Here is an 18,631-nt window from a genome sequence, read left to right on the forward strand (position 1 = left end):
GCTTAGTAGGTCACTGCCTGTTACATTTCCCCCCTGCCGAACGGCCTGGCAGCCGCCATCATGGCGCCTTGCACAGGAGAGCCGGACCATGCGCGTGCTGCTGGTGGAAGATGACAAAGCCCTCGCCCAGGGCATTCGCGTTGCCCTGCGCGGCGAGGGCTATACCCTCGATTGGCTGGCCGACGGGCTGGAGGCCGGGCATGCCCTGGACAGCGAGCGGTTCGACCTGGTGCTGCTCGACCTCGGCCTGCCGCGCAAGGACGGCCTGAGCCTGCTGCGCGCCCTGCGCAGCAAAGCCCAGGGCGATGTGCCGGTACTGGTACTGACTGCCCGCGACGCCACCGGCGACCGTATCCAGGGCCTGGACAGCGGCGCCGACGACTACCTGGTCAAGCCCTTCGACGTCGACGAGCTCAAGGCCCGCATCCGCGCCCTGCTGCGCCGCAGCCAGGGCCGCGCGCAGCCGCTGCTGGAGCACGCCGGGGTCAGCCTCGACCCGGCAGGCCGCAAGGTGCACTTCCGGGGCAACCCGGTGGCCCTGACCCCAATGGAATTTCAGTTGCTGCATCAACTGCTCGCCCGCCCGGGCGCAGTGCTGACCCGCGAACGCCTGGCCGAAGCCTTGTACGGCTGGCAGGAGTCCGGCCCGGGCAACACCCTGGAAGTGCTGATTCACAACCTGCGGCGCAAGCTCGACAACACCCTGATTCGCACCGTGCGCGGCGTCGGTTACCTGATCGAGGCGCCCCGGTGATCGCCCTGCGTGCCCGTATCCTGCTGCCAACCCTGCTGCTGGTGCTGGTGGGTAGCCTGGGCCTGGTGCTGACCGCCGTGCGCGACGATCATCATGAAATCGAGAACGTCTACGACGCCCAACTGGTGCAAGCGGCACGGGTGCTGCAGGGCCTGTTCCGGCTGATGCCGGCCACCCAGGACTGGCAGGCCGTGCGGGATGCCCTGGAACAGGCCATGGGCCTGTCGGGCAAGCAGATCCTCAGCCACCCCTACGAAATAAACCTGGCCTTCCAGGTGTGGCGCCAGGACGGCCAGTTGCTGATGCGCTCGGACGATGCCCCGCCCTTCGCCACGCCACCGGCGCCCGGCATCCACGACCTGCTGCACCAGGGCCAGGACTGGTGTGGTGTGCTGCTGGAAGACCCGCAGCGCGGCCTGCTGATCTGGGTGGGTGAGCGCGACGACCTGCGCCAGGACCTGATCCAGCGCATCGCCAAGCAGGCCCTCACCCCCGCTCTGCTCGGCATTCCCGTGCTGGTGCTGCTGATCTGGCTGCTGCTGGGCTGGGGCCTGCAACCGTTGCAGCGCCTGGCCCTGCAACTGCGTAACCGCCTGGTCGACAGCGCCGAACCGCTGGCCAGCGAGCACCTGCCGGCAGAGCTGGCGCCGATGGCCAACGCCCTGAACCATCAACTGCGGCAGATGCAGGCGCTGCTGGAGCGCGAACGCCGCTTCATTGCCGATGCCGCCCACGAATTGCGCACGCCCCTGGCGGTGCTGGCCATTCACGCCAGCAATGCCCGCCACGCGGCCAGCGAAAGCGAGCGCGACGAGGCCCTGAGCTACCTTGAACAGGGCGTGGCCCGTGCCACCCGGCTGGCCAGCCAGTTACTGACCATGGCCCGGCTGGAGCCGCTGAGCCAGGCACGCCAGGCGCTGCGCCTGGATGCCTGCGTGCGTGAGGAACTTGCCGAACTGACGCCGCTGGCGATCCGCCAGGACGTCGAGCTGATCCTGCTCGATGACGGCCCGTGCCAGGTTTTCGCCGACCCGGCGGCGATCACCGTGATGCTGCAGAACCTGGTGGGCAATGCCCTGCAGTTCAGCCCAGCGGGCAGCGAGATCCAAGTAGTGCTGGCCAACAAGGACGGCTGGCTGGAACTGCAGGTGCTGGACCAGGGCCCAGGGGTCGAGGCGCACCTGCTGACGCGCCTGAGCGACCGCTTCTACAGCGCCAACAATGCCAACGGCGCGGGGCTGGGGCTGGCGATCGTGGCGTTGGTGATGGGGCAACTGGGAGGGCGCCTTGGCTACTTCAACCGCGCCGAAGGCGGCCTTGGGGTAAGCGTGCAGCTGCCCACGTGCCCCGCCCATGGCCAGCCCCATTCATTTGTTTTCCAGATCAATCAACAAGAAAAACAAACTTAACAAATCAGCCAATCCCGCCGATGCTGGCGGCACTACGCCCATTGCCCGGAGAACAACAACATGAACGACGTGGTCATCGTCGCCGCAACCCGCACCGCCATCGGCAGCTTCCAGGGTGCCCTGGCCAATGTGCCCGCCGTCGACCTCGGTGCAGCAGTGATCAAGCAGTTGCTGGAACAGACCGGGCTGGACCCGGCCCAGGTCGACGAGGTGATCCTCGGCCAGGTACTCACCGCCGGTGCCGGACAAAACCCGGCGCGCCAAGCCGCGGTCAAGGCCGGCCTGCCGTTCAGCGTTCCGGCGCTGACCCTGAACAAGGTGTGCGGTTCGGGGCTCAAGGCCCTGCACCTGGCTGCCCAGGCGATTCGCTGCGGCGACGCCGAGGTGGTGATCGCCGGCGGCCAGGAAAACATGAGCCTGGCGCCCTATGTGATGCCGTCGGCCCGCACCGGCCAGCGCATGGGCCATGGCCAACTGATCGACAGCATGATCAGCGACGGCCTGTGGGACGCCTTCAACGACTACCACATGGGCATCACCGCCGAGAACCTGGCCGAGAAGTTCGGCCTCAGCCGCGAACAACAGGATGCCTTCGCCGCCGAGTCCCAGCGCAAGGCCGTGGCCGCCATCGAGGCAGGCCGCTTCCAGGACGAAATCACCCCTATCGTGTTGCCGCAAAAAAAGGGCGAACCCAAGGTGTTCGACCGTGACGAGCAGCCGCGCCCGGAAACCACCGCCCAATCGCTGGCCAAGCTGCGCCCGGCGTTCAAGAAGGATGGCAGCGTCACCGCCGGCAATGCCTCCAGCCTCAACGACGGCGCCGCCGCGGTGCTGATGATGAGCGCTGCCAAGGCCAAGGCCCTGGGGTTGCCGGTGCTGGCGAAGGTTGCCGGTTATGCCAGTGCGGGCGTGGACCCGGCGATCATGGGCATTGGCCCGGTGTCGGCCACCGAACGCTGCCTGGCCAAGGCCGGCTGGCAACTGGCCGAGCTGGATTTGATCGAGGCCAACGAAGCGTTTGCCGCCCAGGCGCTGGCGGTGGGCAAGGCGCTGGAGTGGGATGCCTCGAAGGTTAACGTCAATGGCGGTGCGATTGCCCTGGGGCACCCGATCGGGGCGTCTGGGTGCCGGGTGCTGGTGACCTTGTTGCACGAAATGATCAAGCGCGATGCCCGCAAGGGGCTGGCGACCTTGTGCATCGGTGGTGGCCAGGGGGTTGCCTTGGCGATCGAGCGTTGATTCGAGGGGGATGAAAGCAGGGCCGGCCCTTTCGCGGGGCTAGCCCGCTCCTACACAGCGATAGGGCCAGAACGGGAAAACGCCAATGTCTCGTTCAGAGCAGCCCGCTGCGCCCCCGGACATGACCCCGCCCATCACCTTCCGGCACAATGCCAACCTGAACCCTCCAGGTGCCCTCACCCCATGAGCCCGCTCAAAGCCGCGCTGCGCGAAAACACCTTCGTCTGCGTCATGGAATTCGTCCCCAAGCCATCGGCGGAACGCTTCGCCGCCATGGAGGCGATCATGGCCCGTGGGCACCTGTGCGGCTGGCCCATGACCGTGGCCATTGGCGACCGGGTCGGCAGCCCGCTGGACCTGTCGCCGCTGGACGCCCTCGCCTCGTTCAGTACCCCGGTGCCTGCCCTGCCGCACTTCTCCGGCAAGGACCGCGAACGCCACCACCTGCTGGCCCAGCTGCAGCGCATGGACGCCGCCGGCCTCGACCAGTTGTTGCTGCTCACCGGCGACCGCCTGCCCGGGCACCAGCCGGGTGAGCGGCCGGTACGCTACCTGGAATCGGTCGCCGCCCTGCAGGTCGCCCGCCAGGCATGCCCGCACTGGCTGCTGGGCGCTGCGCTCAACCCGTTCAAGTACCGCGAGGAAGAAGGCGGAGCCCAGTATTTCAAGGCCGAGAAGAAACTCGCCGCCGGTGCCGACTTCCTCACCCTGCAACTGGGCTTCGACGCCGCCAAGCACCAGGAAGCCATGCACTGGATGCAGCGCCAGGCCGCCCCCAAGCCCATGCTCGCCTGCCTGATGAGCCTGACCCATGGCCGCGCCGCGATGCTTGAGCATGTTGCCGGGGTGACCGTGTCACCGTCGATGCGCGACATGCTCGAAGCTGAAACCGCGGTATCCAAGGCATTTGCCCAGGCGCGCAGTGTCGACCGCCTGGCCCTGCAGATCATCGGCGTGAAACTGATGGGGTACGCAGGCGTGCACCTGTCGGGCATTCACGAACTCAAGCAGCTCCTCGCCCTGGAGCAGCGCCTTGAACACTGGCAAGGGCGCATCAGCTCGCTGCAACAGTGGGCCCCGGCCTGGGCCGACAGCTGGCAGATGCCCGGCCTGCCCGCCGTGGCCTTCCACCCACCCGAGGCAAACTGGCGTGACGGGCAGTCAACCGTCACGGCATCGCCCAGGGAGAAACTGCGCTACCACGTGCTGCACGCTACCCACTCGCTGCTGTTCAGCCGCCAGAATTGGCTGAGCAAGGCCTTCGGCTGGGCCGTGGGCCAACCGCTGTGGGCCACACCGGGCGGTGCCCGCGTACTGCACGGGTTGGAGCGGGCCATCAAGCGCCCGATGGTGGGCTGCGACACCTGTGGCCGCTGCCGCCTGGAAGACACGCTGTACACCTGCCCGGAAACCTGCCCCAAGGGCCTGGCCAACGGGCCCTGCGGTGGCACGGCGCTGAACCGTTGCGAGTTCGGCGACCGCGAGTGCATCCACAGCGTGAAGTACCGCACCGCCAAGGCCGTGGGCCAAACGGCGGTGCTCACTGAGCGCTTGATTCCGTGCATCGACGTTAACACCCGCCACCGCAGCTCCTGGCCGCAGTGGTTCGAAGCGCCCTCGACCCGCCGGCTCAGCCCGCAGCCAGCGCCTCGAACCCAGCCCTGATCGTGGCTTCAGGCAAGTCGTCGGCAATGAACACCATCACGCTCTCGCGTGTTTCGCCTTCGGCCCACTCGGCATCCCAGTCAAAGCCATAGAGCTTGAGCACGCCCTGGAACACCAGGCGGCGGTCGTCGCCGGCGATGTTCAGCACACCCTTGTAGCGCAACAATTGCTTGCCATGGGTTTCCAGCAATTGGTTCATGAAGTCGCTGAGGCGGTCGATGTCCAGGGCGGTTTCGCTGCGCAGCACCAGGGTCGAGATGCGGTCCGGCTTGGCCGGTGCAAGCACCGGGCGCAGGCTTGGCTTGAGGTTGGCGCCCAGGTCCGGGTTGAGGTTGAAGCCGCGCACATCGAGCAGTTCGGCCAGGTCGATACGGCCATGCTCAACCACGCGAATGGCCGCCCGGCCATTGATCCGGGCCAGGCGCTCGCGCAGGGCATCGACCACGGTAGGCGCCACCAGGTCGGTCTTGCTCAGCAGCAGGCGGTCGGCAAAACCGACCTGGGCCTGGGCGATGGCCTGGGCCAGGTGCTGCTCGGCATGGGCGGCATCGACCAGGGTGATGATGCCGTCGAGGATATAGCGCTCACGCAGTTCCTCGTCGATGAAGAAGGTTTGCGCCACCGGTGCCGGGTCGGCAAGGCCGGTGCACTCGATCACCAGGCGGTCGAAGGCGATTTCGCCGGCGTCCAGGCGTTCGAGCAGCAGGTACAGGGCGCGGGTCAGGTCGCCGTGGATGCTGCAGCACACGCACCCGTTGGCCAGGGTCATGACCTGTACCGGTTCGTCGCCCAGCAACTGGCTGTCGATACCGGCGTCGCTGAATTCGTTTTCGATCACGGCGATCTTCAGGCCGTGCTCGGCCTTGAGCATGTGCTTGAGCAGCGTGGTCTTGCCGGCGCCGAGAAAGCCGGTGAGCACGGTGACGGGAATGGGCGTCTGCACGCGAAAAATCTCCTGAAACTGAAAATGACTGTGGGAGGCCGGTTGCCCGGCCTCCCACAGGTTTGCACGTGTCGCGGGTTCAACAGCACTTGGGCCCGGACTTGCCACCGTAACGCGCTTCCTGGCGTTCGCGGAAGAACGCCTCGTAGCTCATCACCGGTTGGTCCGGGTGGTTCTTCTGCATGTGCTCGACATAGTTGTCGTAGTCGGGCATGCCGACCATCAGGCGGGCTGCCTGCCCCAGGTACTTACCCAGTCGACCCAGGTCGTTGAACATCACTGCAGTCCTCTCAAGCGTCAGGCAGGGCCTGGAACGGGGTTTCCTTGTCGCTGCGCTCCTTGCGGCCAAGGGCGGCATAGCCGACCTTCAGGGCGAAGAACAGCACGCTGAACACCACCAGCAGGAACAGAATGGTCAGCCCGGCGTTGGTGTAGGCGTTGAAGATCACGTGCTGCATCTGGCCAACGTCCTTGGCCGGGGCCAGCACCTGGCCGGCGTCCAGCGCCGTGCTGTACTTCTTGGCCAGGGCCAGGAAGCCAACGGCCGGGTTGGGGTCGAACAGCTTGATCAGGCCCGCGGCGGTGGTGCAGATCAGCAGCCAGGCAGCCGGCAACAGGGTGACCCAGATGTAGCGCTCGCGCTTCATCTTGATCAGCACCACGGTGCCAAGCATCAGGGCGATACCGGCCAGCATCTGGTTGGAGATGCCGAACAGCGGCCACAAGGTGTTGATGCCACCCAGCGGGTCGATCACGCCCTGGTACAGCAGGTAACCCCACAGCGCCACGCAGCCCGCTGTGCCGATCAGGTTGGCGGTCCACGACTCGGTGCGCTTGAGGGCCGGCACGAAGCTGCCCAGCAGGTCTTGCAGCATGAAGCGCCCGGCACGGGTACCGGCGTCCACGGCGGTCAGGATGAACAGCGCCTCGAACAGAATCGCGAAGTGGTACCAGAAGGCCATGGTGTTTTCACCCGGCAACACTTGGTGCAGGATCTGCGCGATACCCACGGCCAGGGTCGGTGCACCGCCGGCGCGGGCCAGCACGGTGTGCTCGCCGATGTCGCGGGCCACGGCTTCGAGCTGGTCAGGGGTAATCATGAAGCCCCAGCTGCTCACGGTTTGCGCCACGGCAGTGACGTCACTGCCCACCACGGCGGCCGGGCTGTTCATGGCGAAGTACACGCCCGGCTCGATCACCGAGGCGGCGACCATGGCCATGATGGCGACGAACGACTCCATCAGCATGCCGCCATAGCCGATGTAGCGGGCGTTGGTTTCGTTGTCCAGCAGCTTCGGCGTGGTCCCCGAGGAGATCAGCGCGTGGAAGCCAGACACCGCGCCACAGGCGATGGTGATGAACAGGAACGGGAACAGGGTGCCCTTCCACACCGGGCCCGTGCCGTCGGTGAACTGGGTCAGTGCCGGCATCTTCAGCTCTGGCGCCAGCACCAGGATGCCGATGGCCAGGGCAACGATGGTGCCGATCTTGAGGAAGGTCGACAGGTAGTCACGCGGTGCCAGTACCAGCCACACCGGCAGCACGGCGGCGACGAAACCGTAGCCCACCAGCATCCAGGTGATCTGCACGCCGGTGAAGGTGAAGGCCGGGCCCCACACCGGATCCGCAGCAATCTGGCCCCCCAGCCAGATCGACGCCAGCAGCAGGACCACGCCCACCACCGAGATCTCGCCGATGCGGCCCGGGCGGATATAGCGCATGTAGATGCCCATGAACATGGCGATCGGGATGGTCGCCATCACCGTGAACATGCCCCAAGGGCTTTCGGCCAGGGCCTTGACCACGATCAGCGCCAGCACCGCGAGGATGATGATCATGATCAGGAAGCAGCCGAACAGGGCGATGGTGCCTGGAATGCGGCCCATTTCCTCGCGCACCATGTCGCCCAGGGAGCGGCCGTTGCGGCGGGTGGACAGGAACAGGACCATGAAGTCCTGCACGGCACCGGCCAGTACCACGCCGGCAATCAGCCACAACGTGCCGGGCAGGTAGCCCATCTGTGCGGCCAGTACCGGGCCGACCAGCGGGCCGGCACCTGCGATGGCGGCGAAGTGATGGCCAAAAAGAATGTGCTTGTTGGTCGGGACGTAGTCCAGGCCGTCGTTGTTGAGCACCGCAGGGGTGGCTCGGCGTGGGTCGAGTTGCATCACCTTGGTGGCGATGAACAGGCTGTAATAGCGATACGCGACCAGATAGATGGCCACTGCCGCAACCACGATCCACAAGGCATTGACTGCTTCCCCACGGCGCAGGGCAACCACACCCAGCGCGCAGGCTCCTATGACTGCCAGCGCCAGCCACGGAACGTGGCGTAGCAGGCTATTATTGTTGTTCATGGTTTACTTCCAGCTGGTGGATTGGAAAAGACCGCCCACCGAGTCTAGGGCGTGTCATCGCGCATTGCCATACTTGCTTTGGTCTAGAGCCTCCGCGGCCAGATTGCGGTACCTGATGTACCTATCCAACTAACTATAGTCAGGATGTCACCCGAGGACCTGCCCCATGAGCGATCACGACGAACGCCGCCGCTTCCAGCGCATCGACTTCGATGCTCCCACCGAGTTGCGCCAGGGCGACCGCCGCTGGCCGGTAAAACTGCTGGACCTGTCGCTCAAGGGCATGCTGGTCAAGCGCCCCGAGCCGTGGGACGCCGACCTGAGCCAGGATTTCGATGCGGTCATCCACCTCAACCCCGAGGTGCGCGTGCAGATGCAGGTGGAACTGCGCCATGAGGAAGCCGCGCGCCTGGGGTTCGTGTGCCTGTACATCGACGTGGATTCGATGAGCCATTTGCACCGTCTTGTGGAATTGAACCTGGCCGACAGCACCGAAATGATGCGCGAGCTGCGCGAACTTATCGAAGAATGAAATCTGTTAGCTAGCTACCCGCCTTCCCACCTTCTGTTTCTTGTCTACCCAGACAGCTTTATGCCTGGGTAGCAATGCTTTGTACACACCTCTCTAGCACCGAATAAACCACGTTGGTACGGCTCGTGCATTGTGTTTTTGCACACACTGCGAGGCCGGCTGCACGCGCTCCGATCAAAATATTGTATACAATTTATGTGGCAATGATTTGTAGGAAGTGTCTACAGTAGCGGCACAACAATAAACAGAGAGCCTGCTCCATGACTACGTCCCCTAGCACGTCTCCCGCCCAGCGCCCCGAGGATGAAAACCTCGGGTTGGGTGCCAACCTGGCCTATGGTCTGCAGCATGTGCTGACCATGTACGGCGGGATCGTCGCGGTACCCCTGATCCTGGGCCAGGCGGCCGGCCTCAACGGTGCCGAAATCGGCATGCTGATCGCCGCCTCGCTGTTTGCCGGTGGCCTGGCGACGCTGCTGCAGACGCTGGGCATTCCGTTCTTCGGTTGCCAGCTGCCGCTGGTACAGGGCGTGTCGTTCGCCGGCGTGGCAACCATGGGGGCGATTCTCAGCAGCGAAGGCGGTGGCGGCTTGCCGGGCGTGCTTGGCGCGGTGATGGCTGCGTCGCTGATCGGCTTCCTGATTACCCCGGTGTTTTCGCGCATTACCAAGTTCTTCCCGCCGCTGGTCACCGGCATCGTCATCACCACCATCGGCCTGACCCTGATGCCGGTGGCGGCACGTTGGGTGATGGGTGGCAACAGCGCCTCGCCAGAGTTCGGCAGCGTCGCCAACATTGGCCTGGCAGCACTGACCTTCGCCATCGTGCTGCTGCTGAGCAAGTTGGGCAGCGCGACCATCTCGCGGCTGTCGATTCTCCTGGCCATGGTGATCGGCACGCTGATCGCCTGGGCACTGGGCATGACCGACTTCAGCAAGGTCAGCGAAGGGCCGATGTTCGCCTTCCCTACCCCGTTCCATTTCGGCATGCCGGAGTTCCACGTCGCCGCGATCCTGTCGATGTGCATCGTGATCATGGTGACCCTGGTGGAAACCTCGGCCGACATTCTGGCCGTGGGTGAGATCATCGACACCAAGGTCGACTCCAAGCGCCTGGGCAATGGCCTGCGCGCCGACATGGCATCGAGCATCCTGGCGCCGATCTTCGGCTCGTTCACCCAAAGCGCCTTCGCCCAGAACGTCGGCCTGGTGGCCGTGACCGGGGTTCGCAGCCGCTATGTGGTGGCCACCGGTGGGGTGATTCTGGTGGTGCTGGGCCTGCTGCCGGTGATGGGCCGGGTGATTGCCGCAGTACCGACCCCGGTTCTGGGCGGCGCCGGCATCGTGCTGTTCGGCACGGTGGCGGCCAGCGGTATCCGCACCCTGTCGAAGGTGAACTACAAGAACAACGTCAACCTGATCATCGTCGCGGCGTCGTTGGGCTTCGGCATGATCCCGATTGCCGCGCCGACCTTCTACCACCAATTCCCCAACTGGTTCGAAACCATCTTCCATTCGGGCATCAGCTCGTCGGCGATCATGGCCATCCTGCTGAACCTGCTGTTCAACCACTTCAAGGCAGGCAACTCGGAGAACCAGTCGGTGTTCGCGGCGGCCTATGAACGCACCATCCAGTATTCGGACATTTCCGCGCTGCGCGATGGCGACTACTTCAAGGATGGCAAGCTGTTCGATGCCGACGGCAACGAAGTGCCGGTGATGGAGCTGGACGAGCATGGCAACCAGGCGCCCCGGCGCAGTGCGGTGGCCGAGCATTGACGGCTGACTGAGCGGTGAGGTGAAGGGGGGCCGATGCGCATCGTTGGCTCCCCTTTTTCGTTTGCTACGGGGGTTTACGCCAACCTGGTAGGAGCGAGCGCAGCTCGCGATGGGGCGCGCAGCGGCCCCAGGGGCCCAGGAGCCCAGCTTCACGGCACATAACGCCGGGGCTGCTTTGCAGCCCATCGCGAGCTGCGCTCGCTCCTACCAGGTCCACTGTCAACGGATGCAGGTTCACTACTACTCGAACAGGGCATCCAAAGCCTGTTCCAGGCGCGTCACGGCAATTACCTGCAACCCAGGCGGCGCCTCTTTCGGTGCATTGCCCTTGGGCACGATGGCGCGCTTGAAGCCGTGCTTGGCCGCCTCTTTCAGCCGCTCCTGGCCACTGGGCACTGGCCGTACCTCACCGGACAAGCCAATCTCGCCGAACACCAGCAGCCCATGGGCCAACGGCCGATTGCGCAGGCTGGACATCACCGCCGCCAGCAATGCAAGGTCCGACGCGGTTTCCAGCACCTTCACCCCACCCACCACGTTGAGAAACACGTCCTGGTCATGGGTGGGAATGCCACCATGGCGGTGCAGTACCGCCAGCAACATGGCCAGGCGGTTCTGGTCAAGGCCCAGGGTAACCCGCCGTGGGTTGGCCAGGTGGCTGTCATCGACCAGCGCCTGCACTTCCACCAGCATCGGCCGCGTGCCCTCCCAGGTGGCCATGACCACGCTGCCCGGCACTTCCTCCTGGGTACGGTTGAGGAAGATCGCCGAAGGGTTGGACACCTCCTTCAAGCCCCGATCGGTCATACCGAACACGCCCAGTTCGTTGACGGCGCCAAAACGGTTCTTCACCGCCCGCAACAGGCGCAGGCGGCCATCGGACTCACCTTCGAAATACAGCACGGTGTCAACCATGTGCTCCAGCACCCGCGGGCCGGCCAGCGAGCCTTCCTTGGTGACATGGCCCACCAGGAAGATCGCCGTGCCGCTTTGCTTGGCGTAGCGCACCAGCAACGCGGTGCTCTCGCGCACCTGGGCGACGCCGCCGGGGGCAGACTGCAACTGCTCGGTGAAGATGGTCTGGATCGAGTCGATGACCATGACCCGGGGCTTTTCCACGCGCGCAGTAGCAATGATGGTTTCGATGCAGGTTTCGGTCATCACCTTGAGCTGGTCCTGGGGCAGGCCCAGGCGCCGGGAGCGCATGGCCACCTGCTGCTGCGACTCTTCGCCGGTGACGTACAGCGCCGGCATGCCCACGGCGATGTTGCACAGGGTTTGCAGCAGGATGGTCGACTTGCCGATGCCCGGGTCGCCGCCAATCAGCACCACCGAGCCGTCGACCAGGCCGCCGCCCAGCACCCGGTCGAGCTCGGTGCTGCTGGTGCTGAAACGCGGAATTTCCTCGACGCTGACTTCGGCCAGGGTCTTGATCTGTGCCTGTTGCCCGGCCCAGCCGGTGCGCCCGCTGGGGGCCGCGGCGCCGCCGCTTTCGATCATGGTTTCGGTGAGGGTGTTCCAGGCCCCGCAGTCGGCGCACTGGCCGGCCCATTTGGGGAAGGTTGCGCCGCACTCGGTGCAGCCATACAAGCGCTTGGCCTTGGCCATGGGCAGGGTCTCCTGGAAAAAACCGCCATGATAGCCGACAGCGGCGTGCCCCGAGCGCTTGGGGATGCGACAAAACTATTCGTTCTAACCGCAGTCACTACCCCTGAAGCCAACGCATGACACGCTGCAGTGGCTTACACTGCGTACACCTCACCTTTTGTTACAAGGAAACAGACATGGGCATGATCAGTGAATTCAAGGCCTTCGCGGTCAAGGGCAATGTCGTCGACATGGCGGTGGGTATCATCATTGGCGCGGCCTTCGGCAAGATCGTCTCCTCGTTCGTCGGTGACGTGGTCATGCCGCCACTGGGCCTGCTGATCGGCGGGGTCGACTTCAGCGACCTGGCCATCACCCTGAAGGCCGCCGAGGGCAACGTACCTGCGGTGGTGCTGGCGTATGGCAAGTTCATCCAGACGGTGATCGACTTCATCATCATCGCCTTTGCCATCTTCATGGGTGTGAAGGCCATCAACCGCCTCAAGCGCGAGGAAGCCGTGGCACCGACCGCACCGCCAGTGCCTTCTGCCGAAGAAACGCTGCTGACTGAAATCCGCGACCTGCTCAAGGCGCAGAACCAGAACCGCCTGCCGTAAACCAGCCCCGGGGCCGCCACGCGGCCCCTCGCCTTACCAGTAGTTTTCCACCGCCACCTGGCCAGGCCGTTTGCTCAGGCTCAGCTGCAGGTCGCGTGCCTTGAGCACCTTGCGCGTCTCGTCGATCATTTGCGGGTTGCCGCAGAGCATGATTCGCGAATGCTCAGGCGACAGTTCCAGCCCGGCGGCCTTTTCCAGTTCGCCGTTCTCGATCAACGTGGTAATGCGTGCATTGAGTGCGCCCGGGTGCTGCTCGCGGGTCACCACCGGAATGAACTGCAGCTTGCCGGCGAACTCGGCCAGGTAGTCGCGCTGCTCCAACCCGGCAATGGCGTCCACGTAGGCCAGCTCTTTCGCCTCGCGCACCGAATACACCAACTTGATGTTGTCGAACCGCTCCCAGGCTTCGAAGTCCTGCAGGATCGACATGAACGGCGCAATGCCGGTTCCGGTCGCCAGCAGCCACAGATCGCGGCCACCGACAAAGCGGTCGAGGGTCAGGTAGCCGAAGGCCTGGCGGTCGATCAGCAGGGTATCGCCCGCGCCCAACCGGCTCAGCTCGCTGGTGAACTCGCCACCGGGAACTACGATGGAAAAGAAGTCGAGGTACTCGTCATGGGGCGCGCTGACCATCGAGTAAGCCCGCCAGGCCACGCTGCCATCGGCCTTGGTCACGCCCAGCCGCGCGAACTGGCCGGCCCGGAAACGGAACCCCGCATCGCGTGTAACCCTCAGGCTAAACAGGTTCGGCGTCAACGGCTGAACGTCGAGCAGGGTCTGGCGGGTGAATTTGTCGGCACTGGCGGTCATGGGGGGCTCCGTGGGTAGCGTGTGCCAAGTGTCGCGCAAAGTGCCGCGGATAAAAACCATCGGAGTGTAGGGGCACCCCCGGGCGAGCCTGCCGAGGAGCGAAAACAGCGAAGCGCTATAGCTAAATATTCCGAACGTATTAGTAGGAACCTTCCTACAATTAGGCGGAAATGCATACGATTAAGCTCGATGCTCCGAGGGTTTGATAGATGATTCACTGGAATCACGATCAACTGCAGCAGTTGGCCGGCGAACGCACGCCCCAGAAAGTTTTCGACCTCGCGGTAAATCTGGCCCAGGACCTGGACATGACCTTCCTGGGTTACCGGCTTCGCCTGCAACTGGCTGCCCAGGCCCCCAAGGTATACCACTACAGCAACTACCCCAGCGAGTGGGTGGCGTGCTGCGAGCGTGACGACTTGCACCGCCAGGATGCCGCTGCCGTGCGCAGCCACAACTCCACCCTGCCCGTGCTGTGGACCGATGAGCTGTACCGGGAAGTGCCGCATTTTCGCGAGCAGGCCTGCCTGCATGGCCTGCGCCATGGCTGGACGCAGTCGCTGCACGACCTGCAGCACAACGAAAGCCAGGTGAGCGTGAGCCGCCCAATGGGTGAAATAAGCACATCGGAACTCTACGACAAGGCCGGCCGGGTGCAGTGGCTGTGCCACTCGATGCACGCGATCATCAGTGATTACCACCTGACCAGGCTCAGTGCGCCGCCCCTGAAGATGAGCGAACGTGAACTGGAAGTGCTCAAGTGGTCCGCCGCTGGCAAAACCGCCGCGGACGTGGCCTGCATCCTGTCGTTGTCGCAAAGCACGGTGAATTTCCATATTCGCAGCGTGATCGCCAAGACCAACGCCACCAACAAGGCCGGCGCCATCGCCATCGCCCTGATGCGTGGCCTGATCGAATAGCCAGGCCTGCGACCTTCGGCAAAGCCCTGTAGAATCGCGTACTTCAAGCCCGCGGCGAATGGCCGTGGGCAGATCCGTACCCGAGCCAAACGCCATGCCCCTGTTGACCACCCCCTATGCCGAACTCGACCTGATCCGCCAGCCGGACCAGGCCAACGACCCGCTGCAGGCCTTCGACGCCGCCGACGAGTACCTGCTGCAGCAGCTGCACGAGCAGGGCCTGGCGGCGGGCACGCGGGTATTGGTGCTCAATGACAGCTTTGGCGCCTTGGCGGCCAGCCTGGCCGGGCAGTTGCAAGTTACCAGCAGTGGCGACTCGCACCTGGCACGCATGGCCCTGGAAAAGAACCTGGCGCGCAATGGCCTGGCATTCGACAGCGTGCCGTTCGTACCGGCCAGCGAACACTGGCAAGGCACGTTCGACCGGGTACTGGTGCGGGTGCCCAAGACCCTGGCGCTGCTCGAAGAACAGTTGATCCGCCTGCAAGGGCACCTGGCGCCGGGGGCACAGGTGATTGCCGGCGCCATGATCAAGCACCTGCCGCGTGCCGCTGGCGACTTGCTGGAGAAGTACATTGGCCCGGTACAGGCTTCGCTCGCCGTGAAAAAGGCCCGGCTGCTGAGCGCCAGCGCTGCCGGGCGCCCCGCTGCCACCTCGCCCTACCCCAGCCGCTACCGCCTGGACACGCCTGAACTGGAACTGGTGAACCATGCCAACGTGTTCTGCCGCGACGGCCTGGACATCGGCACCCGCGCCTTCCTCCCGCACCTGCCGCGCAACCTGGGCAATGCCCGGGTTGCCGACCTTGGCTGCGGCAATGGCGTGCTGGCCATCGCCAGCGCCCTGGCCAACCCCGATGCGCAGTACACGCTGGTGGACGAGTCGTACATGGCGGTGCAGTCGGCCCAGGAAAACTGGCAAGCGGCCCTGGGCGAACGGGCGGCGACCCTGATGGCCGCGGATGGCCTGGCGGGGGTGGAAAAGCAGTCGCTGGACGTGGTGTTGTGCAACCCGCCATTCCACCAGCAGCAGGTGGTGGGCGATTTTCTGGCCTGGCGCATGTTCCAGCAGGCGCGTGAAGCGTTGGTGGTGGGTGGGGCGCTGTACATCGTCGGTAACCGCCACCTGGGCTACCACAGCAAGCTGGCGAGGCTGTTCCGTGGCGTCGAGCAGGTGGCGGCAACGCCCAAGTTCGTGATCCTCAAGGCCCGTAAATAATCCCCCAACACCCCGCAATTTCCAGGTAGGAGCGCAGCTCGCGATGGGCTGCAAAGCAGCCCCGGCGTTATCAGCCACGAAGCTGAAACCCGGGGCCGCTGCGCGCCCCATCGCGAGCTACGCTCGCTCCTACCGGTAGCGCTCAGGCTCAGTGGGTCGTCAGCCCAGCCGCGCCCATGAACAACCGCATCACCCAGGCCGCCACGCCCAGGGCCGCGACGCTCATCGCCCAGATCAACACCAGCCACCCCAGCCGCTGCCACAGCGGCTTCTTCTCTTCCAGGCCAGGTTTACCCGTCATCGTCAGGCCCTCCTAGTGGTAGCCATCTTCATGGGTGACCTTGCCGCGGAACACGTAGTAGCTCCAGAAGGTGTACATGAGGATGAACGGCAAGATAAACAGCGTACCCACCAGCATGAAGCCCTGGCTCTGGGGTGGCGACGCGGCGTCCCAGATGGAGATCGAGGGCGGGATGATATTGGGCCACAGGCTGATGCCCAGGCCGCTGTAGCCAAGGAAGATCAGCACCAGGGTCAGCAGGAACGGGGTGTAGTGGGCATTGCGCGCCACCGCCTTGAGCAGCCCGTAGAAGGTCACCAGCACCAGCAGCGGAACCGGCATGAACCAGAACAGGTTGGGCATGCTGAACCAGCGGGCACCGATTTGCGGGTAGGCGATGGGCGTCCACAGGCTGACGATGCCAATCACCGCCAGCAGCACCAGCGCCAGCGGCCGGGCGAGGTCGTGCATGCGCGTTTGCAGGTCACCTTCGGTTTTCATGATCAGCCAGGTGCAGCCCAGCAGGGTGTAGGCAACGATCAGCCCGAGGCCGCAGAACAGGCTGAATGGGGTCAGCCAGTCGAGGGTGCCCCCGGCGAAATGCCGGTCGACCACCTTGAAGCCCTCCAGGAACGCGCCCAGGGCCACGCCCTGGAAGAACGTGGCAACCAGCGATCCACCGATGAACGCCTTGTCCCACAGGTGGCGCTTGTCGTCCCGGGCCTTGAAGCGGAATTCGAAGGCCACGCCGCGGAAGATCAAGCCGATCAGCATCAGGATCAGCGGCAGGTACAGGGCTTCGAGCACCACGGCATAAGCCATGGGGAAGGCCCCGAACAGCCCGGCGCCGCCCAGCACCAGCCAGGTTTCGTTGCCGTCCCACACGGGGGCGACGGTGTTCATCATCACATCGCGGTCACGCTCACCCTTGACGAACGGGAAGAGCATGCCGATGCCCAGGTCGAAGCCGTCCATCACCACGTACATCATGACGCCAAAGATGATGATCACGGCCCAGATCAGCGGAAGGTCGATACCCATGGCTCAGTTCCCCTTGCTCAGGCTGGCAGGCTCGGCCTTGCGGCCATCGTCAGCGGCCGACAATGGCCGCGCCGGCGTGCGTTTGGTGCCGGGGCCCCCGGGGTTGTGCTCGTCGCCCTCGCCGGTCTGCGGGCCTTTGCGCACCAGGCGCATCATGTAGCCAAGGCCGGTGCCGAACAGGGCGAAATACACCACCACGAACGCCACCAGGGTGAAGCCAAGCTGTGCATAACTGTGGTTGGACACACCGTCGGCAGTGCGCAACAGGCCGTACACCACCCACGGCTGGCGGCCGATCTCGGTGGTGAACCAGCCGGCCAGCAGCGCCACCAGCCCGGACGGGCCCATCCACAGGGCCACGTGCAGGAAAGGCCGCGAGCTGTACAGCGTGCCGCGCTTGCGCAGCCACAGGCTCCAGAGGCCGACGAAGATCATCAGGAAACCGAGCCCGACCATCACCCGGAACGACCAGAACACGATGGTCGAGTTGGGCCGGTCCTCGGGCGGGAATTCCTTCATCGCCGGCACTTGCTGGTCGAGGCTGTGGGTCAGGATCAGGCTGCCGAGCGCCGGTATCTCGATTTTGAAGTGGGTGGTTTCGGCTTTCATGTCGGGGATGCCGAACAGGATCAGCGGGGTCGGCTCGCCGGGCTTGTTCTCCCAGTGGCCTTCGATGGCGGCGATTTTCACCGGCTGGTGCTTGAGGGTGTTGAGGCCATGGAAGTCGCCGATCACCGCCTGGATCGGGGCGACGATCAGGGCCATCCACATGGCCATCGACAACATGGTGCGCACCGCCGGGTTGTCACGCCCGCGCAGCAAATGCCAGGCCGCCGAGGCGCCAACGAAGAAGGCGGTGGAGACGAACGCCGCGGTGGCCATGTGCATCAGGCGGAACGGGAACGAGGGGTTGAACACCACTGCCAGCCAGTCCACCGGCACTACCCGGCCATCAATGATCTCGTGGCCCTGGGGCGTCTGCATCCAGCTGTTGGAAGCCAGGATCCAGAAGGTCGAAACCAACGTGCCGAGCGCAACCATGACCGTGGAGAAAAAGTGCAGGCCACGGCCGACGCGGTTCCAGCCAAACAGCATGACGCCCAGGAAGCCTGCCTCCAGGAAGAACGCGGTCAGCACTTCATAGGTGAGCAAGGGGCCGGTGACGGCGCCGGCGAAATCGGAGAAACGGCTCCAGTTGGTGCCGAACTGATAGGCCATGACTAGGCCAGACACCACGCCCATGCCGAAGTTGACGGCGAAAATCTTCGACCAGAAGTGGTACAGGTCGCGGTACACCTGCGTGTTGGTGCGCAGCCAAAGGCCTTCGAGAACGGCCAGGTAGCTGGCAAGGCCAATGGTGATGGCCGGGAACAGGATGTGGAACGACACGGTAAAGGCAAACTGCATTCGGGCGAGCTCTAAGGCCTCTATTCCGAACATGGTGCTTCCTCTTCAGGTAATTCGGCTTGCGGGCTTTTGG

At 64.6% G+C, this 18,631-nt stretch carries 17 protein-coding genes; 9 read left to right on the forward strand and 8 right to left on the reverse strand.

From position 1 onward, the window contains the following. The first annotated feature begins 88 nt into the window (after positions 1–88). From F3J44_RS06855 to F3J44_RS06870, 4 genes are all read left to right on the forward strand, one after another. A complete protein-coding gene (locus tag F3J44_RS06855) occupies positions 89–754 on the forward strand; it encodes a response regulator (RefSeq protein WP_167271321.1) in 666 nt (221 codons plus the stop codon). Then, positions 751–2,163: an ATP-binding protein gene (locus F3J44_RS06860; RefSeq protein ID WP_167271323.1), complete on the forward strand. Its 1,413-nt coding sequence runs from the start codon at positions 751–753 to the stop codon at positions 2,161–2,163. The genes F3J44_RS06855 and F3J44_RS06860 overlap by 4 nt, the downstream gene beginning before the upstream one ends. A gap of 60 nt (positions 2,164–2,223) precedes the next feature. After that, positions 2,224–3,402 carry an acetyl-CoA C-acetyltransferase gene (locus F3J44_RS06865; RefSeq protein ID WP_167271325.1) on the forward strand — a complete coding sequence of 393 codons (1,179 nt, stop codon included), beginning with the start codon at positions 2,224–2,226 and terminating at the stop codon, positions 3,400–3,402. A 183-nt stretch (positions 3,403–3,585) separates the two neighbouring features. Next, positions 3,586–5,067, forward strand: a complete 1,482-nt coding sequence (locus tag F3J44_RS06870; RefSeq protein WP_167271327.1) for a methylenetetrahydrofolate reductase C-terminal domain-containing protein — start codon at positions 3,586–3,588, stop codon at positions 5,065–5,067. Here F3J44_RS06870 and yjiA read toward each other — a convergent pair. The 3 genes from yjiA to F3J44_RS06885 form a co-directional block, all read right to left on the reverse strand. Further along, on the reverse strand, positions 5,033–6,010 hold the full coding sequence (gene yjiA, locus F3J44_RS06875) for a GTPase (protein ID WP_167271330.1): 978 nt from the start codon (positions 6,008–6,010) through the stop codon (positions 5,033–5,035). The genes F3J44_RS06870 and yjiA overlap by 35 nt on opposite strands. A 79-nt stretch (positions 6,011–6,089) precedes the next feature. Continuing rightward, on the reverse strand, positions 6,090–6,287 hold the full coding sequence (locus F3J44_RS06880; RefSeq protein ID WP_167065858.1) for a YbdD/YjiX family protein: 198 nt from the start codon (positions 6,285–6,287) through the stop codon (positions 6,090–6,092). A 13-nt stretch (positions 6,288–6,300) separates the two neighbouring features. Further along, on the reverse strand, positions 6,301–8,367 hold the full coding sequence (locus F3J44_RS06885; RefSeq protein ID WP_167271332.1) for a carbon starvation CstA family protein: 2,067 nt from the start codon (positions 8,365–8,367) through the stop codon (positions 6,301–6,303). Positions 8,368–8,533: 166 nt separating this feature from the next. Here F3J44_RS06885 and F3J44_RS06890 point away from each other — a divergent pair, with 166 nt between their 5' ends. Both F3J44_RS06890 and F3J44_RS06895 read left to right on the forward strand, forming a co-directional pair. Continuing rightward, entirely contained in the window at positions 8,534–8,899 is a 366-nt protein-coding gene (locus tag F3J44_RS06890) for a PilZ domain-containing protein (RefSeq protein WP_167065864.1), read from the forward strand. Between the two features lie 260 nt (positions 8,900–9,159). Next, complete coding sequence (locus F3J44_RS06895) at positions 9,160–10,677, forward strand: nucleobase:cation symporter-2 family protein (RefSeq protein ID WP_167065867.1); 1,518 nt, start codon at positions 9,160–9,162, stop codon at positions 10,675–10,677. A 240-nt stretch (positions 10,678–10,917) separates the two neighbouring features. On the opposite strand, the gene radA is transcribed toward F3J44_RS06895, so the two are convergent. Next, positions 10,918–12,285: a DNA repair protein RadA gene (gene radA / locus F3J44_RS06900; RefSeq protein WP_167065870.1), complete on the reverse strand. Its 1,368-nt coding sequence runs from the start codon at positions 12,283–12,285 to the stop codon at positions 10,918–10,920. A gap of 176 nt (positions 12,286–12,461) precedes the next feature. Between radA and mscL the strand changes: the two genes are divergently transcribed. Next, positions 12,462–12,881, forward strand: coding sequence for a large-conductance mechanosensitive channel protein MscL (gene mscL / locus F3J44_RS06905; protein ID WP_167065872.1), 420 nt, complete (start codon positions 12,462–12,464; stop codon positions 12,879–12,881). Between the two features lie 33 nt (positions 12,882–12,914). Here mscL and F3J44_RS06910 read toward each other — a convergent pair whose 3' ends face one another. Next, positions 12,915–13,691, reverse strand: a complete 777-nt coding sequence (locus F3J44_RS06910) for a ferredoxin--NADP reductase (protein ID WP_167065874.1) — start codon at positions 13,689–13,691, stop codon at positions 12,915–12,917. Positions 13,692–13,900: 209 nt separating this feature from the next. Here F3J44_RS06910 and F3J44_RS06915 point away from each other — a divergent pair, with 209 nt between their 5' ends. After that, complete coding sequence (locus F3J44_RS06915) at positions 13,901–14,611, forward strand: autoinducer binding domain-containing protein (protein WP_167271334.1); 711 nt, start codon at positions 13,901–13,903, stop codon at positions 14,609–14,611. A 94-nt stretch (positions 14,612–14,705) separates the two neighbouring features. Continuing rightward, on the forward strand, positions 14,706–15,830 hold the full coding sequence (locus F3J44_RS06920) for a methyltransferase (protein WP_167271337.1): 1,125 nt from the start codon (positions 14,706–14,708) through the stop codon (positions 15,828–15,830). 148 nt (positions 15,831–15,978) lie between these two features. Here F3J44_RS06920 and F3J44_RS06925 read toward each other — a convergent pair whose 3' ends face one another. Genes F3J44_RS06925 through F3J44_RS06935 form a run of 3 tightly spaced genes read right to left on the reverse strand, consistent with a single transcriptional unit; the run spans position 15,979 to position 18,591 of the window. Next, positions 15,979–16,131 (reverse strand): DUF2474 domain-containing protein, encoded by a 153-nt coding sequence (locus F3J44_RS06925; RefSeq protein WP_167065880.1) that lies wholly within the window; start codon positions 16,129–16,131, stop codon positions 15,979–15,981. 12 nt (positions 16,132–16,143) lie between these two features. Then, positions 16,144–17,151 (reverse strand): cytochrome d ubiquinol oxidase subunit II, encoded by a 1,008-nt coding sequence (gene cydB / locus F3J44_RS06930; RefSeq protein WP_167065882.1) that lies wholly within the window; start codon positions 17,149–17,151, stop codon positions 16,144–16,146. Positions 17,152–17,154: 3 nt separating this feature from the next. Next, the gene (locus tag F3J44_RS06935; RefSeq protein ID WP_167271339.1) at positions 17,155–18,591 is read right to left on the reverse strand and encodes a cytochrome ubiquinol oxidase subunit I; all 1,437 of its coding nucleotides are present in this window, start codon (positions 18,589–18,591) and stop codon (positions 17,155–17,157) included. Positions 18,592–18,631: the final 40 nt, after the last annotated feature.

It is taken from the genome of Pantoea sp. Tr-811 (genome assembly GCF_011752535.1).
Lineage (GTDB): Bacteria > Pseudomonadota > Gammaproteobacteria > Pseudomonadales > Pseudomonadaceae > Aquipseudomonas.